The sequence below is a fragment of the Streptomyces sp. BE20 genome, assembly GCF_036322525.1.
Lineage (GTDB): Bacteria > Actinomycetota > Actinomycetes > Streptomycetales > Streptomycetaceae > Kitasatospora.
The window spans coordinates 37,432-54,157 of sequence record NZ_JAQYWW010000673.1 but is presented as its reverse complement, the minus strand read 5'-3'; the positions used below and the strand labels follow the sequence as shown (position 1 = coordinate 54,157).

Sequence of the window (16,726 nt, the reverse complement as noted above, 5' to 3'; positions counted from 1 at the left end):
GTGTTTAGGTGGCCGGGGCCCCCCGGGCGTGGGGAAGCCCCCCGCGGGGGCGGGCTGGGGAGTGGTGGCGTAAGCGTCGGTGCCGCGGGGGGGGGGGTGCTGTCCCCGCCCGCCCGCCCGCGTCACGAACGGCGACCGCCGCGCGTGCGGCCACGACCGCCGCGCGTGCCTAGATGTAGCCCTCGCGGACCGCGTGGGCCACCGCGTGCGCCCGGTTGCGCAGCTGCAGACGCGTGGTCAGACCGTGCAGCACGTTCTTGACGGTCCGCTCGGAGTAGGACAGCCGGGCCGCGATCTCCCCGGTGTCCCACCCCTCCGCAACCAGCCGCAGCACGTCCGACTCACGCTCCGACAGGCCCGCCGGCGCATGGCCCGGCATCCCCTGGACGGACCGTTGCAACCGGCCCACCTGGGCGATCAGCCGGCCCTGAAGATCGGCCGGCAGATCGCCGTCGCCCCGGGCGGCGGCCAGCACCGCACGGCCGAGCCGCTCCGGCGTGGCCTCCCGGCGCCACAGGATCGCGGCCACCCCGCACTCCACGGCCTCCAACAGCTCGGTCTCACGCATCCGCTCGACCACCAGCACCACCCGCTGCCCGGCACCGCGCACCAGCCGGCGCAGGGCGGCCGTGGCAGCGGCGTCGGCGGACTCGGTGACCAGCACGGTGACCGTGCCCGGCGCGGACGTGCCGGTCGGATCCACCACCGCCACCCCCGGGAACCGGCGCAGCTGCGCCTCCGCGCCCGCCCGGGACAGCGGATCGGCAGCCTGGACGGCCACCGGAACGGTCGCCGAACGGGCCGTGGCACCCACGGTGCCACCCGAAGGACGGGCCGGAGCCGGCGCGGTCACCTGAGGGTGGACGGCCGGAGCGGCACCGGGAGTCACAAGAGGGTTCGCGGCGACGGAACGGGACGCCACCGGCCGTTGCGGTGGAACGGTGCGCGCGACCGGCGCCGACGCCCGCCCCGCCGGAACCCGGCGGTCGTACTCGGTGTGCAGGACAGTCAAATCTGGCCCCCTCCTGGGAAAACAGGCCCGGCCACCCCGGCGGCGGACGCCGAACCGTACGGGCGCCGCGTGCCCCGGGGGTGGTGAACCGTTCAACGGCGATCCGGGAGCGCTGCCCGTGCCCCGGACCCAGCCTCCATGCTTCCCGTCGGGGACCGCTCCCGGCCATCGTGGTCCACCACGAGATCTGGCCACGGGCCGGGACCACGGTCCCATCCGGAACCGGGCCCCGGGTCACCCCCGCGGCCGCGACCGGGCCCACGGCCACCGCCGCCCCCGGGACCCCGGTCACAGCCACCGCGACGGACCCGACCAGGTGCCGGTTCCCCGCCCCGCCCCTCCTCCGCCCGGGCCCCTCGACGCCCCGCGGAGCGGTCGTACGCAACACGCGCACGACATTTCGCCGAGGCGCGAACCGGACCATGGGGCGAACGCGTGAATAGGAGGTCAAGCTGTTTACCCGATACAACGGCAGACACTGCCCGTTCGGACAGCGACGGGTGCCCGGAGAGGGCAGAGGGGAGAAGGGGAGCACGGATGAGGACCGCCACGTCCACCCGCCTCGCGGAACGCGAACCGCACCTGCGGCGGATCACCGACCACACCGAGGCCGCCCGCGCCGGCACCGGCAGCGTCCTGATGATCACCGGCGCCGCCGGAACCGGCCGCAGCGCCCTCCTCGCCGAGGCCGCCCGCCAGGCCGGCGCGGCCGGCACCACCGTGCTCCGCTCCCGCTGCTCGGCCGACGAGCGGGCCACCCCCTACGCCGCCGCCCGCCAGCTCTTCGACACCGGCCCCGCCCCGGTCGGCCCGTACGGCCACGTCCCCTACGGCCACTTCCCGTACGGCAACCCGCCGAACCCCTACGGCACCGGCACCGCCACCGATCCGGACACCGCCGAGGCCACCCTCTGGTCCCTGCTCCGCCTGCACGCCAACCACCACCCCGTCCTGCTCGCCGTCGACGACATCCACCTCGCCGACGAACCCTCCCGCCGCTGGCTGCGCCAGGTCGCCCGCCGGATCGACCGGCTGCCCGTCCTGCTGCTCGTCACCGAACGCCGCCAGAACACCCTCGCCACCCCGCCCGACCGGTTCGGCCGCGACCTGCCCGCCGAGCTCGCCGCCACCCTCCGCCTCGGCCCGCTCAGCACCCCCACCGCCGTCCGCCTCGCCGAGGAACACCTCGGCCCCGGCACACCCCCCACCCTCGCCGCCGACTGCGCCCGCGCCACCGGCGGCAACCCGCTGCTGCTCACCGCCCTCCTCTCCGACCTCGGGCCGGGGCGGTACGAGCCGGGACCCAGCCGCCACGAGCAGGGGTACGGGCGGCGCGCGCTGGGACCGGCACACCGCGAGCTGGAGCCCGTCCCGGGGCCCTACGCCGCCGGTGCGGGGCCGTTCACCGCCGGCGCGCGGCCGTACGCGGGCACGGCCGCCCTGTACGCCGTCGGTGCCGGACCGGACCTCGGACCGGACCTCGGGCTCGACCTGGGTCTCGACCTCGGCCTCGGCCGGGACCTCGGGCTCGACCTCGGCCCCGGCCCGGGTCCCGGCGCCGGCGCGGCCGCCGCCGAAGGGGCCCACCCCCGCACCGTCGCCACGGTCGCCCTCCCCGACGACCCGGCGACCCTCCCCGACGACGACGGCGCCCTCCCCGACACATGCGCCGCCCTGCCCGGCGGCGCCTTCGCCGAAGCCGTCGACACCTGGCTGCACGGCGGCGGCGACCAGGCCGTCACCGCCGCCCGCGTCCTCGCCCGGATGCGCGAACACCCCGCCGCGGCCACCACCGCCCCCGGCACCGCCCACGCCGACCTCGTCCCCCTGCTCGCCGACCTCACCGACGCCGACCCCGGCCGCCTCACCGGCTGGCTCGCCGACCTCACCGCCCACGGACACCTCGCCGCACCTGCCCCCGGCCGCTGGCCCCGGTTCGCCCACCCCCTGCTCGCCGACGCCGTCCTCGCCGGCCACGGCCCCGGCCACCGCGCCGAGGTCCACCGCGCCGCCGCCGAACACCTCCACTGCAGCGGCGCCCCCGACGAACGGATAGCCGGCCACCTCCTGCTCACCTCCGCCCCCACCCCCCACTGGGCCACCGAGACCCTCCGCCGCGCCGCCCGCAAGGCCGCCGACGCCGACCGCCCCGCCGACGCCGCCACCCTGCTGCGCCGCGTCCTCGCCGAACCCCTCAGCGACCGCCAGCGCGGCCTGCTGCTCACCGAGCTCGGCGGCCTCGAAGTCACCCTCGGACCGGCCGAACGCACCGTCGGCCTGCGCCACCTCGCCGAGGCCGTCCACCTCCAGCAGTCCGACGAAGGCGTCTTCCGCGCCGCCGGCACCCTCGGCGCCGTCCTCGCCACCCGCGGCGACACCGCCGCCGCACTCGAACTCATGGAGGACCTCGCCGACCGCTTCGCCGACCGGGAGGACCTCGTCCACGCCGTCCAGGCCGCCACCGCACAGATCGCCGCCCACGACGGCCGCAGCTGGCTCCAGGTCGTCGAAGGCGTCCAGCGCTTCGCCGCCCGCACCCCGCACCGGCTCGCGCCGCCCGCCTACGCGCTGCTCACCGAGTTCGACGCCACCAGCGGCCTGCTCTCCGCCGCCGAGGTCACCGAACGGGTCCGCGAACTCGACGGCTCCCCCGTCGACCCGCTCTGCCGCTCCTACCTGCTCGTCTCACTCGCCACGCTCGCCCAGTGGAGCGACCAGCTCGACCAGACCGACGAATTCGTCACCCGCGGCCTCGCCGCCTACCGCGGCGGCCCGCTCGACCCCGGCTACCAGTGCCTGCTCTCCGTCAGGGCCGAGACCAGGATCATGCGGGGCGAGTACCAGGCGCTGCTCGACGACTACGCGCTCACGGCCCCCGGGTCCCGCGCGTCGTCCGGTCCCCCCGTACCGCCCGCCGCCCGCCCGACCGCCCAGTCGGTCCTCCGGTCCACCCCGTGGGGCCAGCCCGGACTGCCCCGGCTGCACACCTGGGGCGGCGCCGACACGGGCGACCGCTCCTGGTGGAGCGGCGCCTGCGCCGAACAGGGCAGCGGCACGGTCCCCGGCGGGACCCCGGAGACGGACACCGGGACGGGCCCCGACGCGGCGCCCGCAGGCACGGGCACGGGCACGGCAGTCGCAGGCACGGAGACGGCCACCGGAACGGGTGCGGAGCCGGGCGCGGAGCCGGGCACGGCCCCGCGCGCCACCCGGGCCGCGACGACCACGCGGGGCGCGACGACCACGCGGGGCGGCGACGACACCGCACCCGGCCGCTACGCCGAACTCCTCGGCCAGCAGAACGCCCACCTCGTCGCCCAGGCCGTCCTCGCCCTCGTCGAGACCGGCCGGCTCTGGCAGGCCCACGGACTCGCCCGCGCCGTCGCCGCCGACCGCGCCCAGGACTCCTGGGAATGGAACGAGTACCTCTACGCCCGCGGCCTGCTCCGGCTCGCCTCCGGCGAACCCGCCGAAGCCCTCGCCGACCTCCTCGAATGCGGACGCCGCCAGGGCGAACGCCAGGTCCGCAGCCCCATCGTCACCCCCTGGCGCTCCGCCGCCGCCGAATGCCACCTCCAACTCGGCGAACCGGGCCCCGCCGTCGCCCTCGCCGAGGAAGAACTGCGCCTGGCCCGCGTCTGGGGCACCCCGCGCACCGTCGGCCGCGCCCTGCGCACCCTCGCCGCCGCCACCGGCGGGCGCCACGGCCTCGACCTCGCCGCCGAGGCCGTCCACCTGCTGCGCGGCGCCGAACTGGACACCGAACTCATCCCCGCCCTGATCACCTACGGCCGCCTCCTCGCCGAGGGCGGGCGCCGCGGCGCCGCCCGCCGCGCCCTGCGCGAGGCCGCCGGCCGGGCCGAACGCTTCGGCGCCGTCCGGCAGCGCGCCGCCGCACTGGAATCGCTCCGCGCCTCCGGCGCCCGGATCGGCCGCGGCGAACAGGCCGGCGCCGAGGCCCTCACCGACAGCGAACTGCGCATCTGCCGACTCGCCGCGGCCGGGCACTCCAACGCCGAGATCGCGGCCATGCTGCACCTCGCCGTCCGGACGGTCGAGACCCACCTGACCAACAGCTTCCGGAAACTCGGGGTGCGGCGGCGCCTGGAACTGGCAGGCGTGCTGGAGGGGTGAGCGGAGAAGTCCCCTCCCCGCCCACCCCTCCTCCCGTACGTCCCCCGGGCCGCGCCGGGCCCGTGCGCCCGGCGCGGCGCCGCTACGCCGGGACCATCGCCGCCATCTCGTCCACCGCGCGGGCCAGTTCGGCCGCCGGATCGGCCCCGTTCGGCGTCCACGGCTGCCAGGTCCGCGCCCGCAGATAGCCGTCCACCGCCAGCGGCAGCCGACGCACCACGATCGGCTCCGTCGTCGGCCCCGGACCCGCACTGCGCAACCGCTCCAGCAACACCGGCACCCGCGCCGACGCGGGCAGCGGCGCCGACCGGACGAACGCCGCCAGCGCGTCCAGCTCCGGCCAGTACGGCGGAGGCTGGGCCGAGACCGGCACGACCGGCGACGACGGCGACTGCCGCACGACCGGCGGCACCGGCGACGGCACCCGCGGCGGCACCGGCGACGACGGCGGTGACACCGGCGCGACCGGGACGGCCGGCGGGGACGAGACCACCGACGGCAGCGACATCGACGACACCGACACCTGCGGCACCGGCAACGACGACGACGTCTCCTCCGACGCCCCGGACCCCGCCGAACCCCCCGTCGGCACCGCCCCCCGCGACCCCGCCGGCTCCTTCGGCCCGCCACCCGGCACCAACAACGCCACCGCGCCGTACAGCCCGACCACGATCCCCGGCCACCAGTCCCCGCCGTACCCCGCGAAGTGCAGCCCCAGCCCGCCCGCACCGGCCACGCAGGCCGCGATGTTGCGGACGGACCCCAGGTACCGCAGGACCCGCCCGCCGCCCTCGCTGCCACCGTTACTGGTAGCCACGGATCTCCTCGAACGCCCCGTCCAGCGAGCCCGTCCCGTCGAACAGCTTGCCGCCCGTCAGGTCGGCGATCCCCTGCAACTGCCCCTTCGCCGCGTCACCGAACAGGATCGGGAACACCGGCACCGACTTCTGCGCCGCCGGCAACCCCCCGTGGAACGACCTGAAGTCCTTGTCGGTCGCCCCCTCGTTGCTCTCCCCGTCCGACATCAGCACGATCGACGTGAACCGGTCGTCCCCCGCCGCGGCCTGCTGCCGCTGGATCACCCGGTACGCCTCCTGCAACGACGAGTACACCGCCGTCCCGCCGTCCGACGACAACGCCTGCACGTCCGCGTTGATCGACGCCAGCTCCTGCTGCGCCGCGGCCCCCGACGGCACCGCGTGCGTCTTCGTCGACTTCACCTTCGACGCGAAGGAGATCAGCGTGACCTCCTCCCGGTCCCGGAACCGCCGCACCCCGCGGGTGTCGTCCGCCCCCGTCAGCCGGCCCATCGCCGACTTCAACGACGCCAGCCGCGGCCCCGCCATCGACCCAGAGGTGTCCAGCACGTACACCGTCCGCGACGGGCGCCGCAGCTCGTTCTGGTACGAGGACAGCAACCCGTCCGCCACCGCGCGCGTTCCCGGGAACGGCAGCTCGTGCCGCCGGTCCGTCGGCAGACCGGCGGCCGGCGCGACCCCTGCCCCGATCGGGCGGCGCAGCGTCAGCTCCGAGATCCGCTTCTGCACGTCGTCCTTGAGCAGGTACGCGGTCAGTCGCCCGAACGCCTCCCGCTCCCGCTCCGACGAGGAACTCAGCAGCGTCAGAGGATAGTTGGCCGTCACCACGCCGTCCGTCGGGCGGACCACGGTGAGCTGCTGGTCGGCGGGCAGCGTCTTGTTCAGCGACAGCAGCACCGACTCGTAGTTCACCAGCGCCCCCACCGAGCCCTGCTCGGCCCGGGAGTACGCCTGCGTCAGCCAGCCGGACGAACCGGACGTCAGCTTCTGCCCGGTGAAGAACTGCTTCAGCGACGGCGTCGCCTTCTGCACGTCCGCCCCGGTCAGTGCCGCGCTCGCCCCCGAGAAGGCCGAGGCCACCGCCACCAGCGCCGAGAAGCCCGAGTTCGACCGGGACGGGTCCGCCATCCCGTAGCGCAGCTTGCCGGAGGCCGCGGCCTCCGCCAGGTTCCCCCACGTCACCTTCGAGCCGTCGCCCCAGGCGAGGTCGGCGAGTACCGAGGAACGGACGCCGAACGCCACCGGCGAGGTCATCACCGGTGTCTCGGACAGCAGCTTCGACCTGCTCCCGTCGTCCAGGTGCAGGTACTGGTTCGACGGGAACCAGATCGCGTCGTACTTGCCGTCCGTCTTGCCCGAGGAGACCGCGTCCGCCCCGTCCAGCGACCCCGTCCAGGCGAACTGCACGGTCACCCCGGTCGCCTTCTGCGCCTCCTCCAGCACCGGCGCCATGTCCTGCAGCTCGCTGCCCGCGAGCACCCGCAGCACTCCCGCCTGCGCGGTCGGCGCCGGGGCGTCGCTCTGCTTGGGCGGTGGATCGGCCTTGGGCGAGGACGTGCACGCCGTCACCGTCGCCACCAGCACGGCCAGCCCGACCGCCAGGCCCCGCGCACCGCTCTTCCGCATCATCGCCGTCCTGCTCGTCATGTCCCCCGGTCAGCCCTTCGTCGCGCCGTCGATCAGTTTCTGCAGGATGTCGGGCACCGGAATCGGAGCCTGCTTCACCTTCGCCGCACCCAGGTTGGGGGCGAGCTTGAACGAACCGCTCGCGCTCTTGAGCTGCTGCCCGAACGCGTTGGTGTCCCCCTGCGGGCGGAAGCCGTACTTGGCCGCCAGCTGCCGGAGCTTCTCGTTGCCGTTCAGCTGGCCGGCCAGCTTCCGGCCGTTCCCGGTGAGTCCGACGACGGTGTGGTCGGAGTAGACGGTGGTGTCCGGGTAGAGCACCACCAGGTCCTCGGGCGCCTTCTGCTTGACGACCAGCTCGGCCGCCTGGGACTCGTACGCGAGTACCAGGGCGCCGCCGCCGTTCGAGAGGAAGTCCGCGAACGGCTCGTCGGTGGACTTCTTCAGGGCGCCCTGCTTGGTGATCGCGGTGTGCAGGAGGCCCTTGGTCCTCTCCACCCCCGCGGCGTCCGCGACCGGCTGGTGGCCGTTCTCCAGGAAGGAGAGCAGCGCGACGTACATCGCACCCGAGGAGGACGTGGTGGGGTCGGTGGTGGTGAGGTAGACGTCCCCGGCCAGGTCGCCGGGCTTGTCACCCTTGAGCTGGTCCCACTTCCGGCCCGTCCGGACGGCGTTGAGGTACTCGTCCATCGTGAACGTCCAGACCCCCGAGGCCTGGTCCTGGCTCGCCAGCCCGTTGTCGGCCAGCACCCGGGCCGTCTGGGCGTGTGCCATGATCACCAGGGGCGAGTAGAACGGGCGGATCGCCGTCTCGGTGATCTTCTTGCTGGCACGGATCGCGTCGGCCGGTGGCTGGCTGGCGGGGAAGGCGAAGTCCATGTTGTCCAGGTTGTCTCCCATCTGCCAGGAGCCGGCGCTCACCACCTTCACCGCGAGGCCCTGCCGGGCCAGTTCCGCCTTGACGTCGCCGTCCTCGAAGAACTCGCGCTTCTCCGAGCCGATGAGCCCGTTGACCGTGACGGTCTCGGGCTCCTTGTCGTCGCCCCGTGGCTCTTTCAGGAGCGCGAACGCCACCCCGCCGAGCAGCAGCAGTGCTGCAAGCACCCCGAACGCACGCTTCATGCCGGACGCTTCCCCCTCGTCGGATCCCTCACGGGCACCCGGGCAATCCCTACCCGGGTGACGAGCGTCCCGCCGGACCGCGAGCGACGGCCGAAGTCACGGTGAACCGGGGGTGAACACCCCTTCACGGAATCGCATCGGCGGTCGACCTGCCGCCGCGGCCGGGGACCTCTCGCACACCGGTCCGACATCGTGTCAGATATGTTCAACTCTCCTTACGGCAACGGTCATCCCGAGGTCCGGACCCGCGTCGACGTTACGCGCCGGTAATGCCTACTCTCAGCTGTATGCGCCGAGCAAAAATCGTCTGTACCCTCGGGCCCGCCACCGACTCGTACGACCAGATCAAGTCCCTGGTCGACGCCGGGATGGACATCGCCCGCTTCAACCTGAGCCACGGCTCCCACATCGAGCACGAGGAGCGCTACCGCCGGGTCCGCAAGGCGGCGGACGAGACCGGCCGGAGCGTCGGCGTGCTCGCCGACCTTCAAGGCCCGAAGATCCGCCTGGGCACCTTCACCGAAGGCCCCGTACTTCTCGAACGCGGCGACGAGTTCACCATCTCCACCGACAACGGCGTCGAGGGAGACCAGAACGGTTGCGGCACCACCTACCCCGGCCTCGCCGGGGACGTCGCCCGCGGTGAGCGGATCCTCGTCGACGACGGGCGCGTCACCCTGGAGGTCGTCGAGGTCGACGGGCCCCGGGTCCGCTGCCTCGTCATCGAGGGCGGCCTGGTCTCCGACCACAAGGGCCTCAACCTCCCCGGCGTCGCCGTGTCCGTGCCCGCGCTCAGCGAGAAGGACATCGACGACCTGCGCTGGGCCCTGCGGACCGGCGCCGACCTCATCGCGCTCTCCTTCGTCCGCAGCGGCCGGGACGTCGAGGACGTCCACCGGGTGATGGCGGAGGAGGGCCGGTACGTCCCGGTCATCGCCAAGATCGAGAAGCCGCAGGCGGTGCAGAACCTCGACTCGATCGTCGACCGCTTCGACGGGATCATGGTCGCCCGCGGCGACCTGGGCGTGGAGATGCCCCTCGAACAGGTCCCGATGGTCCAGAAGCGCGCCGTCAAGCTCGCCAAGCGCAACGCCAAGCCGGTCATCGTCGCCACCCAGATGCTCGACTCGATGATCAACACCTCCCGGCCCACCCGCGCCGAGGCCTCCGACGTCGCCAACGCCGTCCTCGACGGCACCGACGCGGTGATGCTCTCCGGCGAGACCTCGGTCGGCAAGTACCCGGTCGAGACGGTCCGCACCATGGGCCGCATCATCCAGGCCGCGGAGGAGGACGTCCTCGCCGCCGGACTCCCCCCGCTCACCGCCGGCAGCAAGCCCCGCACCCAGGGCGGCGCGGTCGCCCGGGCGGCCGCCGAGATCGGCGACTTCCTGCACGCCAAGTACCTGGTCGCCTTCACCCAGTCCGGCGACACCGCCCGCCGCCTGGCCCGCTACCGCTCGCCCATCCCCGTCCTCGCCTTCACCTACGAACCCGCCGTCCGCAGCCAACTGGCCCTCACCTGGGGCCTGGAGACCTTCCTCGGCCCGTTCGCCCCCACCACCGACGAGATGGTCGAGCAGGTCGACGCGGCGCTGCTCTCCCTCGGGCGCTGTCAGAAGGGCGACATCGTCGTCATCACCGCCGGCTCCCCGCCCGGTCTCGCCGGCTCCACCAACCTCGTCCGCGTCCACCACGTGGGCACGCTCGACAACTGACCGGTCCGGTGCGGCTCCGCCCCGGCGGAGCCGCACCGGAGTCAGTGCTTCGGCCCGATGTGCGCGTCCATCAGGGCGACGGACTCCTTGCGGGCGACGGAGACGTTGACGGTGCCCGTGGGGCGGGTGACGGACTTCCACCGGACGCCCACGGCGTCGAGGGTGTCCGTGAAGAGACGGACGATGTCGGTCGACGTGTTGGTGAAGAAGTAGCGCGGGTACTCGTAGCGTTTGGGGCTGCCGCCGACGGTCCGCGTGGTCCAGTTGGTGATGCGGCAGCCGTCGGAGTGGATCAGGCCGCGGAGGAACTCCCAGGGGTGGGCGTCGACGGTCTCCTGCTGCCAGGGTTCGAGGGCGATGGTGCGCCGATGCTTCGGGCCGGGGCCGTGCTGGGGGAAGAGACAGGGCCAGTGCTTGCTGGTACTGACCACGCTGGTGTAGCCGGTGGCGCGCACGCGTATGACCTTGTTCCGTGGCATGACGGCGGCCATCGCCCGCTCGCACGCGTCGATCAGGCCCGGCCAGGCGTCACCGCAGGCGATGCGGAGAGCGTGGACTCCGCGACGACCCTCGCTGACGCATCCGTCGCCGAGGTAGAGGCCGAGAAGGTAGGCGTAGTCGGCGCGGGGCACGGACGGGCTCAGTCGGCCGGAGGGGGCCGGGCAGTCGTTCGGCTTCCGGGGGCCGGGTTCCGCGGTCCACTGCCTGACCGAGTAGCGGGAGATTCCGGTGGTGCGGCTCACCTGGCTGAGGGTCAGGCCGGACGCGTGGAGGTCCAGGGCTCGCTGCCGCGCAGCGGTGTCGTACATGCGCCCGAGCCTGAGTCGTCAGGGCGTGCGCCGTGGGGAGTCGTGCGAATTCTCATTCGAAGTGATGAAGATCGCCAACTGTCGGGCCGATTTTCATGACCTTGGAAATGAAGGAAAAGTACCCCGGGTGGGATTCGAACCCACGCTGTATGGTGTTTGAGACCATTGCCTCTTCCGCTGGGCTACCGGGGCAACCGCTGAATCGAAGGTTGCCTCCGACCCTGCTTGGTCTCAAACATACCGTGTCTAGGTACCCTCGTGCATGCAGTACCCCGCCGGAACGAGGAGCCCCGTGAGCACCGCCGACGAGCAGGCAGAGCCGCTTGAGACCGATTCGCCCCAGATCACCCGCATTGTGATCGCCGAGGACGAGGCGTTGATCCGCCTCGACCTCAAAGAGATGCTGGAAGAGGAGGGGTACACCGTCGTCGGCGAGGCCGGGGACGGCGAGACGGCGGTCCGGCTGGTCCAGGAGCTGAAGCCGGATCTGGCGATCCTCGACGTGAAGATGCCGGTGCTGGACGGGCTGTCCGCCGCCGAGCAGATCCACGAGGCGCACCTGGCGCCGGTGCTGATGCTGACGGCGTTCTCGCAGCGCGAGCTGGTGGACCGGGCCCGTGACGCGGGCGCGATGGCGTACATCGTGAAGCCGTTCTCGAAGAGCGACCTGGTGCCCGCGATCGAGATGGCCGTGTCCCGGTACACGGAGATGCGGACGCTGGAGGAGGAGATCGCCGACCTCACCCAGCGGCTGGAGACCCGGAAGCTGGTGGACCGGGCGAAGAGCGTGCTGCAGACGAAGTTCGGGCTGAACGAGCCGGCCGCGTTCCGGTGGATCCAGAAGACCTCGATGGACCGTCGGATGACGATGGCCGCGGTCGCGGAGGCCGTGATCGAAGAGGGCGAGGCCCAGGACAAGAAGAAGGCCGAGGAGCCGAAGCCCGAGTAGGCGGTCGGTGGACGGCACGACGGTACGACGGAGGGCCCGGCAGCGCTGCCGGGCCCTCCGTCGTACGCCGGTGCGGGGTCAGTCCTCGCCGAGGTAGGCCTTGCGGACGGACTCGTCGTGCAGGAGGTCCGCGCCGGTGCCCTGGAGGACGATGCGGCCGGTCTCCATGACGTAGCCGCGGTCGGAGAGGGAGAGCGCGGCCTGGGCGTTCTGTTCGACGAGCAGGATCGTGGTGCCGTCGGCCTTGAGCTCGACGATGGTGGCCATGATCTTCTGCATCATCAGCGGAGAGAGGCCCATGGAGGGCTCGTCGAGCATGAGCAGCTTGGGCCGGGACATCAGGGCGCGGCCCATGGCGAGCATCTGCTGTTCGCCGCCGGAGAGGGTGCCGGCGGCCTGCTTGCGGCGTTCGCCGAGGATCGGGAACAGGCCGTAGGCGCGCTCGACGTCCGCCGTGATGCCGTCGGTGTCGCTGCGGAGGAAGGCGCCGAGGAGGAGGTTCTCCTCGATGGTCATCCGGGGGAAGATGTGCCGGCCTTCGGGGGAGTGGGCGAGACCGAGGGCGACGATCTTGTGGGCGGGGACGGTGTCGAGCGCCTGCCCGTCGAAGGTGATGGTGCCGGAGAGCGGCTTGAGGAGGCCGGAGAGGGTGCGCAGGGTGGTGGTCTTGCCGGCGCCGTTGGTGCCGATCAGGGTGGTGACCTCGCCCTGGTTGACGGTGAAGCTGATGCCTTTGACGGCCTCGATCTTGCCGTAGGCGACGCGGAGGTCGTTGACCTGGAGGAGTGGGGTCACTGGTCGGTCTCCGTAACGGGGGCGGTGCCTTCGAGCGGGGCGCCGAGGTAGGCGGTGATGACGCGTTCGTCGTTCTGGACGGTTTCGCGGTTGCCCTCGACGATCTTCTGGCCCTGGACGAGCACGGCGGTGCGGTCGCAGAGGTTGAAGATGAACCGCATGTCGTGCTCGATGACGAGGACGGAGACGCCCCGGTCACGGATGGCGAAGACGAGCTCCTCGGCGGCGCGGGTCTCCTGGGGGTTCATGCCGGCGGTGGGCTCGTCGAGGAGCAGGAGACCGGGGTCGGAGGCCAGGGCGCGGGCGATCTCCAGCTTCCGCTGCTCGCCGTAGGGGAGGTTGCGGGCCAGGTGGTCGGCCTTCTCGGCGAGGCCGGTGAAGGCCAGGAGCTCCATGGCCTTGTCGCGGCTCTCGGCTTCGGAGCGCCGGTAGCCGGGGCCGCGGAGGATGGCGGAGAAGAGGCCCTGGTGCATGCGGCTGTGCCGGCCGACCTGGACGTTCTCCAGGACGGTCATGTTGGCGAAGAGCCGGATGTTCTGGAACGTGCGGGCGATGCCGGCCTGGGTGACGAGGTGGGGCTTGGGCGGCAGGACGGTGCCCTGGTAGGCGACGCGGCCCTCGGTGGGCACGTAGAGGCCGGTGAGGCAGTTGAAGAAGGTGGTCTTGCCGGCGCCGTTGGGGCCGATGAGGCCGATGATCTCGCCGCGGCCGACGGTGAGGGAGACGTCGTTGACGGCGGTGAGGCCGCCGAAGCGCATGGTGACGCCGGTGACTTCGAGCAGGGGCTGGGCCGGCGAGGGTGCGGTGCCGGCCGGTGCGGGGGCGTCGGTGGTGGTCATCTGGGGGTCACGCCCCTGCCTTGGTGAGGGCGACGCTGTCGCCGGTGGGCTGCGCCGGGATGGCGGCCTCGTGGAACTCCAGCTGGCGGCGCCGGTTGGGGATGAGGCCTTCGGGGCGGACGCGCATCAGGACGATGAGGGCGATACCGAAGGCGAGCAGCTGGTAGTCCGCGAGGAATTCGAGCTTCTTGGGGATCAGGAAGAGGAGGGTGGCGCCGGCGAGGGGTCCGCTGATGGTGCCCATGCCGCCGAGGATGACGGCGGCGAGCAGGAAGGCGGAGTTGGGCGGCAGGGCCTCGGCGAAGGTGTACTGGTCGGGGGTGACGGTGTAGCTGACGTGGGCCTGGACGGTGCCGGCGAGGCCGGCGAGGCAGGCGCCGAGGGCGAAGGCGAGGAGCTTGAGGCGGAAGCCGTTGATGCCCATGGCCTCGGCGGCGGTCTCGTCCTCGCGGATGGCGACCCAGGCGCGGCCGATGCGGGAGTTGCCGACGCGGGCGAAGACGAGGACGACCACGGCGGTGACGACGAGCATCAGCAGGTAGTAGTTGGAGAACCGGCCGAGTTCGACGCCGAAGACGGTGGTGGGCTTGCCGAGGTTCCAGCCGAAGATCTCCAGGTCGGGGATCCGCGGGATGCCGTTGGAGCCGTTGGTGACCTTGGGGCCGGTGGTGCCGTTCAGGTTGAGCATGGTGATGCGGAAGATCTCGCCGAAGCCGAGCGTCACGATGGCGAGGTAGTCGCCGCGCAGTCGCAGGGTGGGGGCGCCGATGATGACGCCGAAGATCATGGACACGACGGCGCCGGTGAGCATCGCGGCCCAGAAGGGGAACTGGACCTGGATCGGCGAGGCGGGGGAGCCGGAGACCAGGGCGGCGGCGTAGGCGCCGACGCCGAGGAAGGCGACGTACCCGAGGTCGAGCAGGCCGGCGAGGCCGACGACGATGTTGAGGCCGAGGGCGACGGTGGCGAAGATCAGGATGTTGGTGGCGACCGAGGTGTACTGGTCGCTGGTCTGGGTGAACGGGAAGCTGGCGGCGGCGGCGAACGCGGCGCCGGTGGTGACGGTCCGGTACTTGACGGTGAGGGCGCGTACGCGGATCAGCAGACCGGCCTTGCCGAGTGCGGCGGCGACGGAGGCCGCGAGCAGCAGGTAGGCGGTGAAGAGTTCGCCGTACTCGGTGTCGATGCCGAAGGTGATGGCGAAGAGGCCGACCGCGAAGGCGACGACGATCAGCGCGACCTCGACCCAGGAGGGGAGGGTGCGGGCCTTGGGGAGGGGGCGCTGGACCGTGCCGATCCGCAGCCAGGAGTTGGCGAGGTGGCCGACCTGGACGAGGAGGGCGGCGCCGGTGGCGATGACGACGGCGCCGGCCAGGGCGGTGAGGACCGGCGCGACGGGCTTGTCCCCGGGGACGGCGTGGGTGGCGAACCAGAGGACCGGGGCGACGGGGAGGAGCAGGAAGAGCCGCCGGTCGAGGACGCGCAGCGGGACCCGGGTGCGCCGGTCGAGGGGCAGGCCGAGGGTGCCGGCGAGGGCGAGCAGCGAGCCGAGGGCGGCGGTCCAGGCGCCGGGTTCGAGGTTGGCGAGGCCGCCGAGGTCGGTGGCGATCGCGATGACCGAGAACCAGCTGACGGCGAGCGCGCCGGTGGCTGCGAGCAGGACGGCGTTGTGGCTGCCGGTGGGGGCGGCCCAGCGCAGGCCGGGGGTTCCGTGGGTGGCGAGCAGCAGGACGAGGGTCAGCAGGCCGCCGATGAGGGCGAGCCACTGGAGGCCGGCGGGGGAGCCGTAGTAGGTGAGGTCGCCGGGGAAGTCGGAGGTCCAGGTCCAGGACATCAGGGCGGACGCGACGGTGGCGGTGGCGCCGATGCCGGTGAGGAGGGCTGCGGTGCGGCCGGGGAGGCTGATGACCGGCGTGGTCTCGGTGCTGGTGGTCATGGTGCTCACGCCCTGTCCGCGACGCGCTCGCCGAGCAGACCCTGGGGCCGGACGAGCAGGACGACGATGAGGAGTACGAAGGCCCAGACGTCCTTCCAGGCGCCGCCTCCGAAGAGGTCCATGCCGGGCAGGTGCTGGATGTAGCCGGTGGCGAGGGCTTCGGCGAGGCCGAGGGCGACGCCGCCGAGCATGGCGCCGTAGATGTTGCCGATGCCGCCGAGGACGGCGGCGGTGAAGGCCTTGAGGCCGAGGATGAAGCCCATCCGGAAGTCGACCTGGCCGCTGCGCAGGCCGTAGGCGACGGCGGCGACGGCGGCGAAGGCGGCGCCGATGGCGAAGGCGAGGACGATGATCCGGTCGGTGTCGATGCCCATGAGCTTGGCGGTGTCGGGGTCCTGGCTGGTGGCCTGCATGGCGCGGCCGGAGCGGGTCCGGGTCACGAACCAGCCGAGGGCGAGCATGCAGAGCGGCGCGGCGATGAGCAGGAAGAGGTCACTGCGCTGGATCGCGACGGAGCCGATCTCGAAGGGGTCGCCGGGGATCTTCGGGAAGACGCGGGCCTTCTTGGCGTCGGGGTAGAACGAGAAGACCAGCTGCTGGAGCAGGATGGAGAGGCCGATCGCCGTGATGAGCGGGGCGAGCCTGGGCGCGGTGCGCAGCGGCCGGTAGGCGAAGCGCTCGGCGGCGACGGCGGTGAGGGTGGAGACCAGGATGCCGGCGATCAGCATCAGCGGTAGGGCCAGCCACAGGGTGGTGCCGCCGGGGAGGGCGAGGTAGGCGGTCAGGGCGCCGAAGCCGCCGACCATGACGATCTCGCCGTGGGCGAAGTTGATGAGCTGGACGATGCCGTAGACCATCGTGTAGCCGATCGCGACGAGTCCGTAGAGGGCGCCGAGGATCAGGCCGTTGGCCAGCTGCTGCGGTAGGTCGTGCACCGCTGGGCCTCCGTTGTGCGTGTGGGGTGTCCGCGT

The 16,726-nt window shown here is 72.8% G+C and carries 12 protein-coding genes and 1 tRNA gene; 3 read left to right on the top strand and 10 right to left on the bottom strand.

From position 1 onward, the window contains the following. Positions 1-169: 169 nt before the first annotated feature. A complete protein-coding gene (locus tag PUR61_RS14360; RefSeq protein WP_329879211.1) occupies positions 170-814 on the bottom strand; it encodes a helix-turn-helix transcriptional regulator in 645 nt (214 codons plus the stop codon). Positions 815-1,549: 735 nt separating this feature from the next. Here PUR61_RS14360 and PUR61_RS14355 point away from each other — a divergent pair. Next, complete coding sequence (locus tag PUR61_RS14355; protein ID WP_329879210.1) at positions 1,550-5,146, top strand: helix-turn-helix transcriptional regulator; 3,597 nt, start codon at positions 1,550-1,552, stop codon at positions 5,144-5,146. An 82-nt stretch (positions 5,147-5,228) separates the two neighbouring features. On the opposite strand, the gene PUR61_RS14350 is transcribed toward PUR61_RS14355, so the two are convergent. From PUR61_RS14350 to PUR61_RS14340, 3 genes are read right to left on the bottom strand one after another with little or no spacing between them, the layout of a single operon-like run. Next, on the bottom strand, positions 5,229-5,963 hold the full coding sequence (locus tag PUR61_RS14350) for a hypothetical protein (protein ID WP_329879209.1): 735 nt from the start codon (positions 5,961-5,963) through the stop codon (positions 5,229-5,231). Beyond that, positions 5,950-7,611, bottom strand: coding sequence for a VWA domain-containing protein (locus tag PUR61_RS14345; RefSeq protein ID WP_329879208.1), 1,662 nt, complete (start codon positions 7,609-7,611; stop codon positions 5,950-5,952). The genes PUR61_RS14350 and PUR61_RS14345 overlap by 14 nt, the downstream gene beginning before the upstream one ends. A 9-nt stretch (positions 7,612-7,620) precedes the next feature. After that, positions 7,621-8,709 (bottom strand): hypothetical protein, encoded by a 1,089-nt coding sequence (locus PUR61_RS14340; RefSeq protein ID WP_329879207.1) that lies wholly within the window; start codon positions 8,707-8,709, stop codon positions 7,621-7,623. Positions 8,710-8,996: 287 nt separating this feature from the next. Between PUR61_RS14340 and pyk the strand changes: the two genes are divergently transcribed. Next, positions 8,997-10,427 carry a pyruvate kinase gene (gene pyk, locus PUR61_RS14335; protein ID WP_329879206.1) on the top strand — a complete coding sequence of 477 codons (1,431 nt, stop codon included), beginning with the start codon at positions 8,997-8,999 and terminating at the stop codon, positions 10,425-10,427. A gap of 41 nt (positions 10,428-10,468) precedes the next feature. Here pyk and PUR61_RS14330 read toward each other — a convergent pair whose 3' ends face one another. Both PUR61_RS14330 and PUR61_RS14325 read right to left on the bottom strand, forming a co-directional pair. Beyond that, positions 10,469-11,236, bottom strand: coding sequence for a helix-turn-helix domain-containing protein (locus PUR61_RS14330; protein WP_329879205.1), 768 nt, complete (start codon positions 11,234-11,236; stop codon positions 10,469-10,471). 119 nt (positions 11,237-11,355) lie between these two features. Then, positions 11,356-11,428: transfer RNA gene (locus PUR61_RS14325), tRNA-Leu, on the bottom strand. A gap of 100 nt (positions 11,429-11,528) precedes the next feature. On the opposite strand from PUR61_RS14325, the gene PUR61_RS14320 reads away from it, so the two are divergent. Continuing rightward, positions 11,529-12,185, top strand: a complete 657-nt coding sequence (locus PUR61_RS14320) for an ANTAR domain-containing response regulator (RefSeq protein ID WP_329879204.1) — start codon at positions 11,529-11,531, stop codon at positions 12,183-12,185. A 78-nt stretch (positions 12,186-12,263) separates the two neighbouring features. Here the strand turns inward: PUR61_RS14320 and PUR61_RS14315 are convergent, their stop codons facing one another. Genes PUR61_RS14315 through PUR61_RS14300 form a run of 4 tightly spaced genes read right to left on the bottom strand, consistent with a single transcriptional unit; the run spans position 12,264 to position 16,690 of the window. Beyond that, positions 12,264-12,980, bottom strand: a complete 717-nt coding sequence (locus PUR61_RS14315) for an ABC transporter ATP-binding protein (protein WP_329879203.1) — start codon at positions 12,978-12,980, stop codon at positions 12,264-12,266. Further along, positions 12,977-13,819, bottom strand: a complete 843-nt coding sequence (locus PUR61_RS14310; RefSeq protein WP_329879202.1) for an ABC transporter ATP-binding protein — start codon at positions 13,817-13,819, stop codon at positions 12,977-12,979. The genes PUR61_RS14315 and PUR61_RS14310 overlap by 4 nt, the downstream gene beginning before the upstream one ends. Before the next feature lie 7 nt (positions 13,820-13,826). After that, positions 13,827-15,755 carry a branched-chain amino acid ABC transporter permease gene (locus PUR61_RS14305; protein WP_329879213.1) on the bottom strand — a complete coding sequence of 643 codons (1,929 nt, stop codon included), beginning with the start codon at positions 15,753-15,755 and terminating at the stop codon, positions 13,827-13,829. Positions 15,756-15,760: 5 nt separating this feature from the next. After that, positions 15,761-16,690, bottom strand: a complete 930-nt coding sequence (locus PUR61_RS14300) for a branched-chain amino acid ABC transporter permease (protein ID WP_329879201.1) — start codon at positions 16,688-16,690, stop codon at positions 15,761-15,763. Positions 16,691-16,726: the final 36 nt, after the last annotated feature.

Coding starts and splice junctions, on each gene's coding strand:
- PUR61_RS14355 (WP_329879210.1), top strand. CDS start 1,550: ATGAGGACCGCCACGTCCACCCGCCTCGCGGAACGCGAACCGCACCTG.
- PUR61_RS14345 (WP_329879208.1), bottom strand. CDS start 7,611: ATGACGAGCAGGACGGCGATGATGCGGAAGAGCGGTGCGCGGGGCCTG.
- PUR61_RS14340 (WP_329879207.1), bottom strand. CDS start 8,709: ATGAAGCGTGCGTTCGGGGTGCTTGCAGCACTGCTGCTGCTCGGCGGG.
- pyk (WP_329879206.1), top strand. CDS start 8,997: ATGCGCCGAGCAAAAATCGTCTGTACCCTCGGGCCCGCCACCGACTCG.
- PUR61_RS14330 (WP_329879205.1), bottom strand. CDS start 11,236: ATGTACGACACCGCTGCGCGGCAGCGAGCCCTGGACCTCCACGCGTCC.
- PUR61_RS14310 (WP_329879202.1), bottom strand. CDS start 13,819: ATGACCACCACCGACGCCCCCGCACCGGCCGGCACCGCACCCTCGCCG.
- PUR61_RS14305 (WP_329879213.1), bottom strand. CDS start 15,755: ATGACCACCAGCACCGAGACCACGCCGGTCATCAGCCTCCCCGGCCGC.